20 protein-coding genes are annotated in these 14,833 nt (G+C 68.3%); 6 read left to right on the forward strand and 14 right to left on the reverse strand.

From position 1 onward, the window contains the following. Window positions 1-23: 23 nt before the first annotated feature. Window positions 24-710, forward strand: coding sequence for a helix-turn-helix transcriptional regulator (locus Q8Q77_RS14655; RefSeq protein WP_305584358.1), 687 nt, complete (start codon window positions 24-26; stop codon window positions 708-710). On the opposite strand, the gene Q8Q77_RS14660 is transcribed toward Q8Q77_RS14655, so the two are convergent. After that, window positions 699-1,130 (reverse strand): DUF1810 domain-containing protein, encoded by a 432-nt coding sequence (locus Q8Q77_RS14660; protein ID WP_305584359.1) that lies wholly within the window; start codon window positions 1,128-1,130, stop codon window positions 699-701. The two genes, Q8Q77_RS14655 and Q8Q77_RS14660, sit on opposite strands and share 12 nt — an antisense overlap. A 125-nt stretch (window positions 1,131-1,255) precedes the next feature. On the opposite strand from Q8Q77_RS14660, the gene Q8Q77_RS14665 reads away from it, so the two are divergent. Continuing rightward, entirely contained in the window at window positions 1,256-1,660 is a 405-nt protein-coding gene (locus Q8Q77_RS14665; RefSeq protein WP_254835808.1) for a Zn-ribbon domain-containing OB-fold protein, read from the forward strand. A gap of 10 nt (window positions 1,661-1,670) precedes the next feature. Further along, window positions 1,671-2,813, forward strand: a complete 1,143-nt coding sequence (locus Q8Q77_RS14670) for a hypothetical protein (RefSeq protein WP_305584360.1) — start codon at window positions 1,671-1,673, stop codon at window positions 2,811-2,813. Between the two features lie 92 nt (window positions 2,814-2,905). On the opposite strand, the gene Q8Q77_RS14675 is transcribed toward Q8Q77_RS14670, so the two are convergent. Both Q8Q77_RS14675 and Q8Q77_RS14680 read right to left on the reverse strand, forming a co-directional pair. After that, entirely contained in the window at window positions 2,906-3,619 is a 714-nt protein-coding gene (locus tag Q8Q77_RS14675; RefSeq protein WP_305584361.1) for a DUF899 family protein, read from the reverse strand. Window positions 3,620-3,678: 59 nt separating this feature from the next. Further along, on the reverse strand, window positions 3,679-4,149 hold the full coding sequence (locus Q8Q77_RS14680; RefSeq protein ID WP_305584362.1) for an SRPBCC family protein: 471 nt from the start codon (window positions 4,147-4,149) through the stop codon (window positions 3,679-3,681). 144 nt (window positions 4,150-4,293) lie between these two features. On the opposite strand from Q8Q77_RS14680, the gene Q8Q77_RS14685 reads away from it, so the two are divergent. The 3 genes from Q8Q77_RS14685 to Q8Q77_RS14695 all read left to right on the forward strand — a co-directional run bounded on the left by Q8Q77_RS14685 (window position 4,294) and on the right by Q8Q77_RS14695 (window position 6,973). Continuing rightward, window positions 4,294-5,796, forward strand: a complete 1,503-nt coding sequence (locus Q8Q77_RS14685) for a CehA/McbA family metallohydrolase (RefSeq protein WP_305584363.1) — start codon at window positions 4,294-4,296, stop codon at window positions 5,794-5,796. 92 nt (window positions 5,797-5,888) lie between these two features. After that, window positions 5,889-6,491, forward strand: a complete 603-nt coding sequence (locus Q8Q77_RS14690) for a response regulator (RefSeq protein ID WP_305584364.1) — start codon at window positions 5,889-5,891, stop codon at window positions 6,489-6,491. Further along, window positions 6,488-6,973 (forward strand): hypothetical protein, encoded by a 486-nt coding sequence (locus tag Q8Q77_RS14695; protein ID WP_305584365.1) that lies wholly within the window; start codon window positions 6,488-6,490, stop codon window positions 6,971-6,973. The genes Q8Q77_RS14690 and Q8Q77_RS14695 overlap by 4 nt, the downstream gene beginning before the upstream one ends. Window positions 6,974-7,037: 64 nt before the next feature. Here Q8Q77_RS14695 and Q8Q77_RS14700 read toward each other — a convergent pair whose 3' ends face one another. The 11 genes from Q8Q77_RS14700 to Q8Q77_RS14750 are packed head-to-tail and all read right to left on the reverse strand — an operon-like array spanning window position 7,038 to window position 14,806. Further along, window positions 7,038-7,487, reverse strand: a complete 450-nt coding sequence (locus Q8Q77_RS14700) for a hypothetical protein (protein WP_305584366.1) — start codon at window positions 7,485-7,487, stop codon at window positions 7,038-7,040. Continuing rightward, window positions 7,484-8,080 (reverse strand): response regulator, encoded by a 597-nt coding sequence (locus tag Q8Q77_RS14705; protein ID WP_305584367.1) that lies wholly within the window; start codon window positions 8,078-8,080, stop codon window positions 7,484-7,486. Before Q8Q77_RS14705 ends, Q8Q77_RS14700 begins: the two co-directional genes overlap by 4 nt. Before the next feature lie 15 nt (window positions 8,081-8,095). Next, a complete protein-coding gene (locus Q8Q77_RS14710) occupies window positions 8,096-8,464 on the reverse strand; it encodes a hypothetical protein (RefSeq protein ID WP_305584368.1) in 369 nt (122 codons plus the stop codon). Next, window positions 8,464-9,027, reverse strand: a complete 564-nt coding sequence (locus Q8Q77_RS14715; protein ID WP_305584369.1) for a chemotaxis protein CheD — start codon at window positions 9,025-9,027, stop codon at window positions 8,464-8,466. Before Q8Q77_RS14715 ends, Q8Q77_RS14710 begins: the two co-directional genes overlap by 1 nt. Then, on the reverse strand, window positions 9,024-9,413 hold the full coding sequence (locus Q8Q77_RS14720; RefSeq protein ID WP_305584370.1) for a response regulator: 390 nt from the start codon (window positions 9,411-9,413) through the stop codon (window positions 9,024-9,026). Before Q8Q77_RS14720 ends, Q8Q77_RS14715 begins: the two co-directional genes overlap by 4 nt. After that, window positions 9,413-10,450 carry a chemotaxis response regulator protein-glutamate methylesterase gene (locus Q8Q77_RS14725; protein ID WP_305584371.1) on the reverse strand — a complete coding sequence of 346 codons (1,038 nt, stop codon included), beginning with the start codon at window positions 10,448-10,450 and terminating at the stop codon, window positions 9,413-9,415. The genes Q8Q77_RS14720 and Q8Q77_RS14725 overlap by 1 nt, the downstream gene beginning before the upstream one ends. Further along, the gene (locus Q8Q77_RS14730; protein WP_305584372.1) at window positions 10,447-11,319 is read right to left on the reverse strand and encodes a protein-glutamate O-methyltransferase CheR; all 873 of its coding nucleotides are present in this window, start codon (window positions 11,317-11,319) and stop codon (window positions 10,447-10,449) included. Before Q8Q77_RS14730 ends, Q8Q77_RS14725 begins: the two co-directional genes overlap by 4 nt. Then, window positions 11,316-11,783 carry a chemotaxis protein CheW gene (locus Q8Q77_RS14735; protein WP_305584397.1) on the reverse strand — a complete coding sequence of 156 codons (468 nt, stop codon included), beginning with the start codon at window positions 11,781-11,783 and terminating at the stop codon, window positions 11,316-11,318. The genes Q8Q77_RS14730 and Q8Q77_RS14735 overlap by 4 nt, the downstream gene beginning before the upstream one ends. A gap of 2 nt (window positions 11,784-11,785) precedes the next feature. Continuing rightward, window positions 11,786-14,122, reverse strand: a complete 2,337-nt coding sequence (locus tag Q8Q77_RS14740) for a chemotaxis protein CheA (RefSeq protein ID WP_305584373.1) — start codon at window positions 14,120-14,122, stop codon at window positions 11,786-11,788. Between the two features lie 25 nt (window positions 14,123-14,147). Beyond that, the gene (locus tag Q8Q77_RS14745) at window positions 14,148-14,513 is read right to left on the reverse strand and encodes a response regulator (protein WP_305584374.1); all 366 of its coding nucleotides are present in this window, start codon (window positions 14,511-14,513) and stop codon (window positions 14,148-14,150) included. Beyond that, the gene (locus tag Q8Q77_RS14750) at window positions 14,510-14,806 is read right to left on the reverse strand and encodes an STAS domain-containing protein (protein WP_305584375.1); all 297 of its coding nucleotides are present in this window, start codon (window positions 14,804-14,806) and stop codon (window positions 14,510-14,512) included. Before Q8Q77_RS14750 ends, Q8Q77_RS14745 begins: the two co-directional genes overlap by 4 nt. Between the last annotated feature and the right edge of the window lie 27 nt (window positions 14,807-14,833).

Genomic DNA, 14,833 nt, shown 5'->3' on the forward strand with positions numbered 1-14,833 from the left:
CAGGTCTGTGCTAGTCTTCCACCATGAGACTGGGTCCGGACATCGCGCGCATCGCCGCCCTGCTGGGGGACCCGACCCGGGCCAACATGCTGGCGGCGTTGATGGGCGGCCAGGCGCTGACCGCCGGCGAACTAGCCCGTGAGGCCGGAGTGACGCCGCAGACCGCGTCGAGCCATCTGGCGAAACTTGCCGACGGCGGGCTGGTGATCGGGCGACGCCAGGGCCGTCACGCCTACTTCGCGCTGGCGGGCTCGGAGGTCGCTGATCTGCTCGAGAAGCTGATGGGGCTCGCCGAGCGAGCCGGCCACCAGCGCGTGCGTCCAGGCCCAACGGAGCCGGCCTTGCGAATGGCGCGGGTCTGCTACGACCATCTGGCCGGTGAGCTGGGTGTGGCCATGCTGGACAGCCTGACGGACCGCGCCCTGGTGGAAGATCGCGAGGGGTCGCTCAGCCTGACCGCCGAGGGCGCGGGCTTCATGCGGGCTTTGGGTGTGGAGACAGCGGGGCTGGCCCGTGGGCGCAGGCCGCTCTGCAAGGCCTGCCTCGACTGGAGCGTGCGGCGCAGTCATCTGGGCGGTGCGCTCGGTCAGGCCGTGCTGGACCGAATCTGCGCGCGCGGTTGGGCGCGGAGGGTCGAGGGCAGTCGGGTGGTCAGTTTCTCCGCGCCGGGCCTGGCGGCCTTCAGGGTCGCGTTTCCTTCACGTCCATGAGCGCAGGATCTCGAGCGTCCGGGCGTCCGGCCCCTTGAACCAGCGATCAATCGCCCTGGGGAAGGCCGGCTCGTGCGGCGCGACGGCGTCGAACAGCGTCATGGATGAGCAGAATTTGAGATCGTCGGGAGTTCCGAACAGCTCCCGGGCCGAAGCTGCGGGTGCGTGGATCGCCAGGTTCGTCAGCTCGATCAGCCGTTGACGCAGCGTCGGGTGGGCGAGGTAGGCAATGGCCTCCGCCCGCGACCGAATGGCGTAGCGAACCGCCATGGGGCTTTGCCCCAGGCCCGCCACTTGGGGGAAGATGAACCACATCCAATGGGTGGTCTTGCGCCCGGCCAGGAGTTCGTCACGCGCGTCCTCGGAGGTCTCGTTCTGCGCGTCCAGGAACCGGGCGAGGTCGAAGGGGTCGTCGAGCATGCTCATGCCCCTATCCTAGGAGGCGCCTCCGCGCCTCGACAAGTCGGTCCCGGTCGGCTTTGCTGCGCCGCCCTCCTATTCCGGAGGGACATGAATCAACGATTTTGATTGGGAACGAATTTCACATGCCGAGGATGGCGCCTGAACCTACGCCCGAGACCCAGCATTTCTGGGACGGAACCGCCAGGGGCGAACTGCTCCTGCAACGCAACAAGCAGACGGGTGAGGCCTATTTCCCGCCGCGTCCGTTCTGCCCCAAGACCGGCTCCCGCGATGTCGAGGTCTTCAAGGCCTCGGGCCGCGCGACCCTCTATTCCTACGTGATCAACGCCCGCCCGCGCCCCGACATGGGGACCGAGCCGCACTCCATCGCCGTGGTGCAGCTCGAGGAAGGCCCGCGGATGATGACCAATATCGTGGGCTGCCCGCAGACGCCGGAGGCGCTCGTCCTGGACATGCCGCTTGAGGTCGTCTTCGAGAAGATCAGCGACACCATCTCGCTGCCCCTGTTCCAACCGGCGAAGGGTTGAGGGCAGAACCATGAAAAAGAATTCCGTCGCGGTCGTCGGGGCCGCCGAAACCACCAAGATGGGCAAGATCCCGGACGTGTCCGTGATCGGCCTGCACGCGGACGCCGCGCTGAACGCCATGAAGGACGCGGGGCTCAACCCGTCCGACATCGACGGCGTGGCCTGCGCTGGCATCTCGCCGGTCGAGCTGGCGCACTATCTGGGCATCACGCCCACCTATGCCGACGGCACCAGCGTCGGCGGCTGCTCCTTCATGCTGCACGTCCGCCATGCGGCCGCGGCGATCAATGAGGGCCTGTGCAAGACCGTCCTGATCACCCACGGGGAATCGGGGCGTTCGCGGGTCGGCGCCGGGGGCTTCGGCCGCTCGCCGTCCAGCCTGATGGGCCAGTTCGAAATGCCCTATGGCGTCACCAGCCCGCCCACCATGTTCACGATCCCGGTGCTTCGTTACATGAAGACCTACGGGGTGACCGAGGAAGACTTGGCCATGGTCGCCGTGGTCCAGCGGGAGTGGGCGGCGCTCAATCCGCGCTCCAGCTTCAAGGACCCGATCACCGTCGACGACGTGCTGAACTCAGCCATGATCGCCTGGCCGTTCCGGATGCTGATGTGCTGCCTGGTCACCGACGGCGGCGGGGCGCTGATCCTCACCAGCGCCGAGCGGGCCAAGGACTTTCCGACCAAGCCCGTCTACATCCTGGGCACGGGCGAGAGCGTGGAGACCCCGCTGGTCAGCCAGATGGAGGACTTCAACACCTCCAAGGCCTTCCGCGTCTCGGGCAAGAAAGCCTTCGACGAGGCCGGGATCAGCCATGCCGACGTCGACCACCTAATGATCTACGACGCCTTCGCACACCTGCCGCTCTACGGCCTGGAGGACCTGGGCTTCTGCAAGCCCGGCGAGGCCAAGGACTTCATCAACGGCCGCAACACCGCAATCGGTGGCAAGCTGCCGCTGAACACCAACGGCGGCGGGCTCTCGTACATGCACTCGGGCATGTACGGCATGTACGCCTTGCAGGAGTCGGTGCGCCAGCTTCGGGGCACCGCGCCGGCCCAGGTGAAGGACGCGAAGATCAGCGTCTCGCACGGGGTCGGAGGCATGTTCGCGGCCTCGGGCACGATCATTTTCTCGAACGAAAAAGGCTAGGTTTTCCGGCTCTTACCGCACGGCATGCTGCGCGGCATGGGTGCAGCAATTTCGCCCTCTCCGGCCTGCCGGGGAGGGCGATTTCGTGAGCGTCAGGCGTCGTAGTCCAGCTTGGGATACCAGTCCTTGCCTCGGCCTTCAGGGGTGGTGTCCAGGACGTTCCATAGGGGCGCCAGGTCGGGCGCGCCGCGCGGGTCCTGGCCGGGATCGGCGGTGGAGCCGCTCATCTCGCCGGACCAGAAGTGGCGGATGGTCCCGTCGCGGCGGGTGAAGACGTTGAAGGCCGGGACTTCCGAGCCGTCGGGCAGCAGGCCGAAATAGTCCCGCGAATAACTTCCGTTCAGGTCGCTGTAGAGCCGCAGGTTCTTCCAGCCCCGCTCCTGCTTCCAGGCGACCAGCCGCGCGATGGGCGAGCGGGCGACGACCACCAGGGAGATGCGCTGGTCGATGTCAGCCGCGGCGCCTTCCCAGGCGCCCAGCAGATTGGTGCACATGGGGCAGGGGCGTTCGCGCTCCGGCCCGAACATGTAGCTGTAGACCGCCAGGGTCGGCTTATCGCCGAACAGGTCGACGAAGTCGGCTGGGCCCGTCTCGCCCTCGAAGCGGTAGTCGCCCTCGACCTCGCCCCCGGGGGGCAGGGCCCGGCGCTGGGCGGCGACGCGTTCCAGGTGGCGGCGCAGCTCGATCTCCTCGGCGAGCAGGGCGGTGCGCGCGGCGCGGTACTCGGCGCTCTCGTTGCGGAATCGCACGGGGTTATCGCGGGCCAGCTGGCCCGCGGGGATCAGGGTCTCGGTCTTGGCGTCCATGAGCGTTCTCCATTGGGGAAGATAACCCGCCAGCAGGGGGGTAGGTTCGGCGGCGACCGCTAGCCGCCCTCGGCCAGGACCTCGGCTAGCCTCTCCAGCAGGCCGCGGCTGCCTTCCTCGCGGCCCTGGATGTCGCCGCCGCCGGCGAAATAGACCCCCTGCTCGGTATAGGTGAGGCGCGTGCCGCCGCCGTTGGCGATGAACACGATGGTGGCCAGCGAGGCGGAGATCGGCTGATCGCCCATGGCCATCCTGTAGGCGATGACGATGAGGCGGTCGGGGACGATCACCTGGTGGACCATCTCCATGGTCACCTCCGGACCGCCCTCGAAGCTGAACCGCGCGGTCTCGCGGCCGTCGACACGGAAGTCGAGGGCGTAGTGGTGCAGCGTGAAGCCCTCGCCCTCGGCGAACCACCGGCGCTTGAGGCCGATGTCGGCATGGGCGTTGAACACTCGCGCCGGGGCCTGGGGATAGACGCGCTCGATGGTGAAGGTGGCGTGGGCGGCGTCGGCGACGGTCTCGGTCATGGGCCTGTCCTGGGGGAGCTGGAGGCGGATGTTGAAGTGATGACTTTAGTATTGAGGCGGGCGGCTAATTGTCAAGTCATGACTTAAGTGTTGGCGACCTCACGGAGTCGAGCTTGGCCGTGCCGCCGTGCTATACCGCGTCCGATGATCCGCACCCTGCAACAGGGCCTGCGGGCGGGGGCGGTCCTGCTCGCGCTCGCCGCCCTGGCGCTCTTCTTCGACGTCGTGGCCGCGCGGGCGCAGGGCCCGCGCGCGCCGGATCTGACCCTGACCGGAACCCTGACCGGCGCGGCGCATGAGACCTACGCCGAGGTTCCGTTCAAGGTCCCGGCGGGCGTCGAGCGGATCACGGTGGAGTTCGCCTACAGCGGCAAGGAACAGCGCTCGGTCATCGACCTGGGCCTGCGCGATCCAGAGCGGTTCCGGGGCTGGAGCGGTGGGAACAAGGCCCGGTTGACCCTGGCTGAGAGCGACGCGACCCCCTCCTACCTGCCCGGGCCGCTGAAGGCCGGCACCTGGCGGCTGGTGCTGGGGGTTCCGAACATCCGTAAAGAGAGCCGGGCGGACTATGTCGCCAAGGTCTGGTTCGACCGGAAGGGTCAGCCGTTCGCCGGCTTCGCGGCCCCGCCGACGGTGACGGGCGAGCGGTGGTGGCGCGGCGACCTGCACATGCACACCGCCCATTCCGACGGGTCATGCCTGTCGCGCCGGGCGGCGAAGGTCCCGTGCCCGGTGTTCAAGACCCTGGAGGCCGCCTCGGCCCGCGGCCTCGACTTCATCGCGGTCACCGACCACAACACGACGTCGCAGTTCGGGGCGATGCGTGAGCTGGCGCCCTATTTCGACGACCTGCTGCTGATCCCCGGCCGGGAGATCACGACCTTCCATGGCCACGCCAACCTGTTCGGGCCGGTAGCGGCTGTCGATTTCCAGCTCGGAAGCGCGCGCGCGCCGACCCTCTCGACGATCCTCGATCAGGTGAGGGCCGCCGGCGGCGTCCTGTCGATCAACCATCCGGGCCTGCCGTCGGGCGAGATCTGCATGGGCTGCGGCTGGACCGCCAAGGGCGTCGACTATTCGAGGATCGCCGCGATCGAGGTGGTCAACGGCGGCCTGGCCGAGGGGCCCCTCTCGGGCCTGGCCTTCTGGGAGGCGCGGCTGAACGAGGGGCGCCGGATCACCGCCATCGGCGGGTCCGACAACCACGACGCCAGCCTGCCACCGGACCGGGCGCCGGCCATCGGCGTGCCGACCACCGTGGTGCGCGCGGGCGAGCTCAGCCAGGCCGCGATCCTGGCGGCGATCGTACAGGGCCATGTATTCCTAGACCTCGCCGGGACCCGCGGGCGCCTTTTGGAGGTCCAAGCGGCAGCGGGCGAGGCGGGGGTGGGGATGGGCGACGCCCTGATCGCGCCCGCCGGCGCCAGGGTCCGGGTCGAGGTCCGGGTGACGGGCGTTCCGGGCGGCTCGCTGGCGCTCTCGGGCCGCGCCGCGGGCGCGCTGGCCGACCCGAAGCTGGCGGGCGAAACGGCGACGACGAGCTTCGAGTTCGTCTCCGACGGTGCGCCGGGATGGATGCGGGTCGATGTCCGCGGACCCGACGGCCGCCTGCTGCTGCTGGGTAATCCGGTCTACCTCAACCCCTAGTATTTGTGGCGCGTCGCCACGCCTCAAACCGTTGAATCTCTTGTTAACTCTATTGAGCTAGCCCTGGGATATCGCATCTCATCGGGAAGCACATGGGGCTGAATCCGGAATCTCGCGCCCGTTTCAATCTTGAGCGCGCCTCAGTGCTGCTGCTCGAGGAATCGACCATGGGCATGAGCATCCTGGTCCAGATCCTCACGGGGTTCGGCGCCAAGACGCTTCACCGCTGCGAGAGCGTCGAAGAGGCCCAGGCCGCTGTCCAGAAGGTCGAGGTCGACCTGGTGATCGCCGACGCCCTGGGGGCCGGCGGCGAAGGCTACGACTTCATCAAGTGGCTGCGCCAGAGCCGCATCGAACCCAACTGCTTCGCTCCTGTCCTGCTGACCGCCGGCCATACGCCGCGCGACGCGGTGTCCAAGGCCCGCGACTGCGGGGCCCACTTCATCCTGGCCAAGCCGCTGACGCCGATCTCGGTGCTGGAGCGTGTGCTCTGGATCTCCAAGGAAGGCCGGCGTTTTGTCGAGTGCGACAGCTATATGGGCCCCGATCGGCGCTTCAAGAACGAGGGCGTGCCCCCCGGCACGGTCGGCCGCCGCCGCGACGACCTGCCGGCGGTGGTCGGCGAGGCCGCGACCCCCAACATGGAACAGGACGTCATCGACGGCCTCCTCAAGACACGACGGGTGGAACTGTGAGTGCTGTCAAAATCCACGTGCCGCCGGTTCGGCTCGCCAAGCTTCTGCGTACGCCGGGCGGCCTGCCGGTCGCCGAGGCGGTGCGCAACGCCGGGATCGGTCTCGAGAGCCTGAAGGGCGAGTGCCTCAGTGAGCTGAAGGGCGTGCTGGAGGCCGCGGAGGGCTGCGCGGCGCGGGCGGGCGGGCAGTACGATCCGGCCCTGCTGGACGAGCTTTACAAGATCGTCGCCACGCCGATCGGCATTCCCAGCGTCTGCGGCCTGGCCTCGGTGGACACCGCCCTGATCAGCCTGTCGGACCTGTTGGACTATCTGAAGGGCCAGGAGCGTTGGGACGCCAACGCCGCGGCCGTCCACCTGCGCGCCTTCCGCCTGCTGCTGCACACCGAGGGCGCGGCCGACGCGGCCGGCACCCAGGCGATCCTCGCGGGCCTGCGCAAGGTCAGCCAGCGCTACGCCCGGCCCGAGGGGTCCTCGGCCTGAGGCGAGGGGCCGGACTCGGTTTGTCCAGCTCCCGCAAGGGGAGAAGGATGGCGTGCCGAATGCCCTATGGATTCAGCCGGTCGGTGATGGTCCACAGGCCGTCGACCACGGACTTCAGGGTCGCGGGATCCTGGCCATCCTTGGTCCAAAGCAGGCGCAGGGCGCTGACGTGGACGTTGATGCTGGTCCAATCGGTCTTCTTGTGCGTGCGCAGGCGATCGACCAGTTCGCAGAGGCTGTAGCAGGCGTCGCAAATCACCCGCTTGTCGAACAGGCCGGCGATATCCAGGATGGTCGAGCCCTCCTCATAGACCTTGTCCAGCTCGGCCGTGCGTTCCTTGCACATGACCTCCAGGCGGCCGATCATGCCGCCGAGCGACTTCATGGCGTCCCCGGCGTGGGCGGCCAGTTCGCGCTGGGCCCGTTCGCTGGCCAGGCCCGCGGTCATGCCGCCCGGGCGGGCGACCTGTTCGGTCAAGCGGTACTTGACCTTGACGAACTCGGCGTCGCTCACAACTGCACCTTCGAGGGTTTCATCAACATATCGATGTCCGACTGGTCGAGGTTCGGGTCCTTGGCGGCGCCGACATGGGTCGACAGGTCGTCCTGGCGACGGCCCTTCACGCCCAGCGGAGGCCCGAGGTTCTTGAAGCGGCGGTCGGGGCCGACATAGCCCTCGGCGACCACCATCTGGCGTTCGTCCTTGGCCACCCAGAAGACGCGCTGCAGCAGCACCTCGGGGGTGAACGGCTTGGAGACCACGAAATTGGCCCCGGAATCGCGGCTCTTCTCCACCACGGTCCGGGCGGCGTGGCCGGTCAGCATGATCGCGGGCGTGAACTTGGCGGCGTCCGGCGCCTCGCGCCGCAGCCACTGGACGAAGTCGTAGCCGTCCATGTCGGGCATGGATGAGTCGATGACGATCAGGTCCAGTTCCTGGGTCTTGACCACATGCATGGCCTCGGCGCCCGAGCCGCACTTGAACTGCTTGCGCACGCCGAAGCCGCGGAACATCGCGGTCAGCGCCTCGAGGGCCTGCGGATTGTCGTCGACCAGCAGGACCACGGAGCGGTCCAGGTTGATGCGGATCTTCGGATCTAGGCCCATGGGGGATCGGCCTGTCTAAAAGAGGTCTAGGTCGCCGGCGTCGGCCTTGACGCGCACCGGCGCGTCCCGGGTCGCCTGGGCCAGTCGGTTGGCCAGGTCTCCCAGGGTGACGCCGGCCACGGCGTCGGAGAGATCGTAGTCGCCGCTCGCCGCCTGGGCGGAGAGCTTGCGGGTGAAGGTCGCCAGCGCCGCCAGGTGCTGGGTCAGCACGTCGACGGTCTGGGCTTCCTCAAGGGCGATGGCGAGCGGCTCGCCGCGGCTGGCGCGCACGAGCAGGGTGACAAGGGTCTCCAGCCGATCGCAGAGCGCGCCGGCATGCTCCAGCTCCACGGCGATGGAAGCCAGGACCTCGGGGGTCTGAATGGCGGCGGCGGTTCGCGACATCAAAACAGCTCCACGGCCCCCTCGTCCTCGACCGGCTCGGGCTTGACCCGCACAGGATCGCGCAGACGGGTTAGCTCCGCGTTATCAGTGACGGTTCTTTGTTGCGCCCGACCGGTGGTCGGCCAGTACTGGACTCGCCGTGCCTGCAGCCCGCCCAGGCTTGAGCCCACCAGGGGAATGCCTTCGTCGCGGAGGAATTTCTCGGCGAAGGCGGCGTTGGACGCGCCCACGTCTGAGAGACCGCCGAACATCCGCGCGCCGCCGAACAACTTGGCCTCCAACCGCTCGCGCCGCGCGCCGGAGCGCAGCAGCTCGTTGATCAGCAGTTCCATCGCGTAGGCGCCGTAGCGGCGGCTCTCGTTGTCCAGGCCCTCGGCCTTGCCTTCCGGCAGCAGGAAATGGTTCATCCCGCCCACCCCGGTCCTGCCGTCGCGCATGCACACGGCGACGCACGACCCGAGGATGGTGGTCAGCAGGACATCGGGGTCGCAGGATATGGCGTGCTCTCCCTGCACGACATGGATCCGCTTTCCTGGTCTTTTGGAGACGTTTTCAACGATCATGTCAGGGGGCCGAACACCGCTTCGATTTTTTCTTTTAGGGTCTGGGTGGTGAACGGCTTCACCAGGTAGTTGTTGACGCCGAACTGCACGGCGCGCTGCACGAGCTCGCGGTCGGCGCGCCCGGTCAGCATGATCACCGCGGTCTTGGAGGTCGGGCCGTGGGCGCGGATCGCGCGCAGCAGGCCCAGGCCATCCAGCTTGGGCATGTTGAAGTCGGTGATGACCAGATTGACCGGGGCGCTCAGCAGCGCTCGCAGGGCCTCTTCGCCATCCGGCGACTCGCGGGTCTGGGTGATGCCCAGCGCATGCAGGCTCGTGCGGATCAGCGAGCGCATGGTCTGTTGGTCATCGACGATCAGCGTCTTGATCGAGACGGCGGTCGGCATCAGGCGCTCCTTTTGGATTCTGCGGCCGCGCAGAGGTTCAAGATGGCGGGGCCCATCCGCGACAGGCCCACTTGCTTCTCCACCGCCCCGATCTCGAAGGCGACCTTGGGCATGCCGTAGACAACGCAGGAAGGCTCGTCCTGGCCGAGGGTCCGGGACCCGGCCTTCCTCATCGCCAGCAGGCCTTGGGCGCCGTCGCGGCCCATCCCGGTGAGGATGGCGCCGACGCTGCGGCGGTTCAACTTGGCGATCGATTCAAACAAGACGTCGACCGACGGGCGATGGCCGTTGACCGGCTCGCCCTCGCGCAGCCGGATCACGGGGTGAGAGGAGGAGGCGATCTCCATGTGCGCGTCGCCGCCGGGAGCGATGTAGACATGGCCCGGCTGCAGGCGGTCGCCGTCCTGGGCCTCGGTCACGTGGGCGCCGGAGATGCGGTCCAGCCGCGCGGCGAAGCTCTTGGTGAAGGTCGCCGGCATGTGCTGGGTGATGACCGTCGGCGGGCAGGTCTCGGGGAAGTTGGCCAGGATGGTCATCAAGGCCTCGACCCCGCCGGTCGAAGAGCCCAGCGCCAGGATGACGTCGGAGGCCCGATAGGAGGCGTCTCGCTCCACCGGCACGGTCGGCCCGTCATAGGGCTTCACCCGCGCCTTGGCCGCGGCCTTCACCTTGGCGGTGAGGTCGGCGAAGGCCTGCTGGACGGTGACCCCGCCCACGGGCTTGGCCACGCAGTCCACCGCGCCCAGCTCCAGGGCCTGCAGGGTGATCTCCGCGCCCGACTGGGTCAGGGTGGAGACCATCACCACCGGCGTCGGCCGCAGGCGCATGATCTTTTCCAGGAAATCGAGGCCGTTCATGTGCGGCATCTCGATATCGAGGGTAACGACGTCGGGGTTGAGCTTCTTGATCTGCTCACGCGCCTCGATGGCGTCGTTGGCGAAGCCCAGGACCTCGATATCCGGGTCGCGCTTCAGCGCCGCCCCGATGAGGCCGCGCATCGTGGCGCTGTCGTCGACTACCAGCACGCCAATGGTCATCGGCCGGCCCTCAAGGAATAGGTGGTCAGGCCCGTGGTCTCGAAGATGTTGGTGGCGGGGCCGGTGACCCGCTCGGAATGGCCGATATAGAGGGTGCCTCCCGGCTCCAGCATGGGGGCGAAGCGGGTCCAGATGCGTTCCTGGGTCGGTTCGTCGAAATAGATCACCACGTTGCGGCAGAAAATGGCGTCGAACTTGCCGCGCATCGGCCAGTCGCCGATCAGGTTGAGCTCGCGGAACGAGACCAGGCGGCGCAGTTCGTCGGCCACTTCCCAGCCGCCGGCCGCCTTCTTGAACCACCTGCGGCGCAGGTCGAGCGGCACGGGCTCGACGGCCTCTTCGCGATAGAGGCCGGCCTTGCCCTCGGCGACCATGTTGGGGTCGATGTCGGTGGCCAGGATCTTCACGTCCAGGTTGGCGGCCTCAGGCAGGGCGGCCAGGACCGTGATGGCCATGGAATAGGGTTCCTGGCCGTTGGAGCACGCCGCCGACCAGAGGCGGATGCGGCCGCCCTTCTTGGCCCGCTCGGCGAGCCTCGGCATGACCACGTCGCGCAGGTGGTCGAAATGGTGCGGCTCGCGGAAATAGCGGGTCACGTTGGTGGTCAGCGCCGCCATCATGGCCTGGCGCTCGTCGAGCCCGTCGGAGCCCTCGACCAGGGTGCAATAGTCGCGGAACGAGCGCAGGCCGAGCGAGCGCAGGCGCTTGGCCAGGCGCGAATAGACCAGCGCCGCCTTGCCTTCGGCCAGGGCGATGCCGGCGTGGCTGTGCAGGATCTGGGCGATCTTGTTGAAGTCGTCGGTGGTGAACAGGAACTCGCCTTCGACGAGACCGGCTCCGCCCCTGCGGCTATCGGGGGAGGTGCTCATGCGGCCTCCGCTTCGGTCTCGGGCAGCACGCGGTCGAGCGAGATCAGGCTGACCATGCGGTTGTCGACGGCGAACAGGCCTTTCACGAAGGTCTTCACCTGGTCGCAGGCGACGTCCGGCGTCGGCTGCACCATGTCGTCGCTCATATTGATGATGTCGCTGACCGCCTCGACCAGCAGGCCAAGGGTCCGGCCGCCGACATTGACCACCATGATCACATGGCGGGCCGTCGGCTCGGTGGTGGTCAGGCCCAGGCGCGCGCCGAGGTCGACGATCGGCAGCACGGCGCCGCGCAGGTTGATCACGCCCTTCATGTAGGACGGGGTGCGGGGCAGGGGCGTGCAGGCGGTCCAGCCGCGGATTTCACGGACCTGCATGATGTCGACGCAGAACTCCTGGTCGCCGATGCGGAAGGCGATCAGTTCGCGGCGGGCGCCGGGGGTATGGCTCAGGGTGTCGATCATGCTCATCCAGCCATTCGCTTCTCGGCGCGCGGCGCGGGCTTCCGGCGGTGTTGCGTGGTGACCAGCGCGTCGACATCGAGGATCAGGGCCACGCGGCCGTCACCCAGGATGGTGGCCGCGGCGATGCCGTCGATCTGCTGGTAATTGGCCTCGAGGCTCTTGATGACCACTTGGCGCTGACCCTGGATGGCCTCGACCAGCAGGGCCGCCTTGCCGCCGCCTTCGCTCTCGACCAGGACGGCGACGCCCTGTCCGGGGGCCAGCGGGGTGTCACGGAAGCCCAGGGCCACGCCGACGTCGATCAGCGGCACGAAGGTCTCGCGGATACGGATCACCGCGTCCTTGCCGCCCACCAGGTGGACGTCCTCGGCGCGCGGGGTGAGGCTCTCGATGATCGCCGACAGCGGGGCGACCAGGGTCTGTTCGGCCGCGGTGACCACCATGCCGTCCAGGACGGCCAGGGTCAGCGGCAGGGACATGGTGAACTTCGAACCCTTGCCGGGCTCAGACGAGATGGTGATGCGGCCGCCCAGCCCCTGGATGGAGCGGCGGACCACGTCCATGCCGACGCCGCGGCCGGAGATGTCTGAAATGGTCTCGGCGGTGGAGAAGCCGGGCTGGAAGATCAGGTTGTCGATCTCTTCGTCCGACAGCACCGCGTCCTCGGCGATCAGGCCCCGTTCGACGGCGATCCCGCGGACCCGTGGACGGTTGATGCCGCGGCCGTCGTCCTGCAGTTCGATGACGATGCGGCCGCCGCGGTGCAGGGCGCGCAGGCGCACCACGCCCTCGGCCGGCTTGCCCGCGGCGATGCGGCCTTCCGGATCTTCCAGGCCGTGGTCGATGGCGTTGCGCAGCATGTGGGTGATCGGGTCGGTCAGGCGCTCGATGACGGTCTTGTCGACCTCGGTGCCTTCGCCTTCCATCACCAGCTTGACCCGCTTGCCGGTCATGTCGGCGACTTCGCGGGCCAGGCGCGGCATGCGTTGGAACACGCTCTTCACCGGCTGGGCGCGGATGGCCATGACGCTGTCCTGGATCTCCCGGGTCAGCAGTTCGAGGTCTTCCAGGCCGAGCGCCACGTTGGACGAACGGGCCAGGCCGCTCTCCATGACTTGCTGGGACAGCATGGCCTGCTGGATGACCAGTTCGCCCACGGCGTTGATCAGGCGGTCCACGCGGTCGAGATCGACGCGGATCGTGGCGGTGGGCGCGGCGGCCGGGCCGCCGGCGTTGGCGGCGACGGGCGGTCCGGCGGGCTTGGCGGCCTGCGCGATGGGCGCGGCGACGGCGGCGGGCGCGATAGGCGCCTGGGCCTTGGCGATGAGGGCGGCGACGTCGAGGTCGGGGGCGGGCGCGGCCACCGGCGCCGGCTCGGGCGCGGCTTGGGCGATGGGCGCCTCGCCTGCAACGCGGGCCAGCAAGGCGGCGATGTCGAGCGGTGCGTCGGCGCTGGCCGCGGCCAGGGCGTCGTCGGAAGAGTCGGTGGCGTCAGGCGGCGGCGGGGCGGCTTCGCCGCCTTCCAGGCCGACGGTGATCAGGCAGTCGTCCTCGACGAATTCGAAGACTTCGCGGATCGTCGCCTCGTCGGCCTCGGTGGTCAGCAGCACCGTCCAGCGCAGATAGGCGGTCTCCGCGGCAAGCTGGTCCAGCGGCGGCAGGTCGCTGTCGTCGAAGTTGACCTCGGTGGGACCCAGACGGGCCAGTTCGCGCAGCACCAGGCCGGACTCGTTGGCCTTGGCGTACATCTCCGACTTCGGCGCGAAGCCGATGCGCCAGACCCGTCCGCCGCCGGCGTCGGGCTCGGCGTCGAAGGCGGGGGCGTCTTCGAGGGGCGTGATCTCGAGGGCGGGGGCGTCGAAGGCCGGGCTGTCGTCGCCCTCGATGGCCACGGTCATCGGCACGAAGCCGAAGTCCTCGTCGCCGCCAATGTCGCCGTCGTCGTCCAGGCCCTCGCCGCCGATCAGGCCTTTCATCTCCGAGAGGATGGGCGCCGAGCGGGCTTCATCCACCGCTCCGCCGTCGCGCGCGGCGACGACGTGGTCGGCCAGGACGTCGAAGGCCCGCAGCAGGGTCTTGGCGACGTCGTCGGTCAATTCCATCTTGCCCGAGCGCAGGTCGTCCATGACCGTCTCGAACACGTGGGCGAAGCGGATCAGATCCTCGAGACCGAATGCGCCGGCGCCGCCCTTCACCGAATGGACGGCGCGGAAGACAGCATTGATCGTCTCGTCGTCGGCGTCGCCGGCCTCCATGGCCAGCAGACCCTGTTCGGCGTCGGTCAGGAGTTCGTCGCACTCCTGAAAGAAGGTCTGCTTGATGCTCTCGAACGGATCCACGGAACGCTCCGACAAGTGGCTGTAGCTAGGCGGCGACGCGGCGGACGGCTTCGACGAGCTTGACCGGATTGAACGGCTTGACGATCCAGCCCGTGGCGCCGGCCGCGCGGGCCCGCTCCTTCTTGGCTGCGTCGCTTTCCGTGGTCAGGACCAGGATCGGCGTGGCGCGGTGGTCGGGATTGGCGCGGACGCCTTCAATCACGCCGAACCCGTCGAGGCGCGGCATGTTGATGTCGGTGATCACCACGTCGGCGCCGTTGGCCTGGAGGACTTCCAGCCCCTCGATGCCGTCGACGGCCTGGATCACCGTGTAGCCGGCCTGAACCAAGGCGTGGTTCAGCATCTCCCGCATCGTGCGGCTGTCGTCGATGGTCAGTACGGTCTTGCTCACGAGAGTCCCCCTTCGGGCTGGAATTGCAGCTCGGGGCCGCCAAACGCAGCCAACTGCTCTGAAAAGCCTGAAGACGGTTGATCCACCGTTAAGCAAACGCCGTCTTCGACCCAGATTTTTCGCGCGGACATCAAAACTTGCAGGCAAAGCCCACCCAGACGGGTCACCTGGGAGGCGTCCAGGGTCGTCGGGCGGCCGCGCAAGGCCATCAGCTCAGCGCGCAGAGGTTCAGCGGCCTGCAGGTCGAGGACCGGCGGCAAGCTGACCTGGGCTGGTGCGGATAACTCGGACATCGGTACGCTTCTCCTTCAGACCGCGGA

Source organism: Phenylobacterium sp. (assembly GCF_030698145.1).
Lineage (GTDB): Bacteria > Pseudomonadota > Alphaproteobacteria > Caulobacterales > Caulobacteraceae > Phenylobacterium.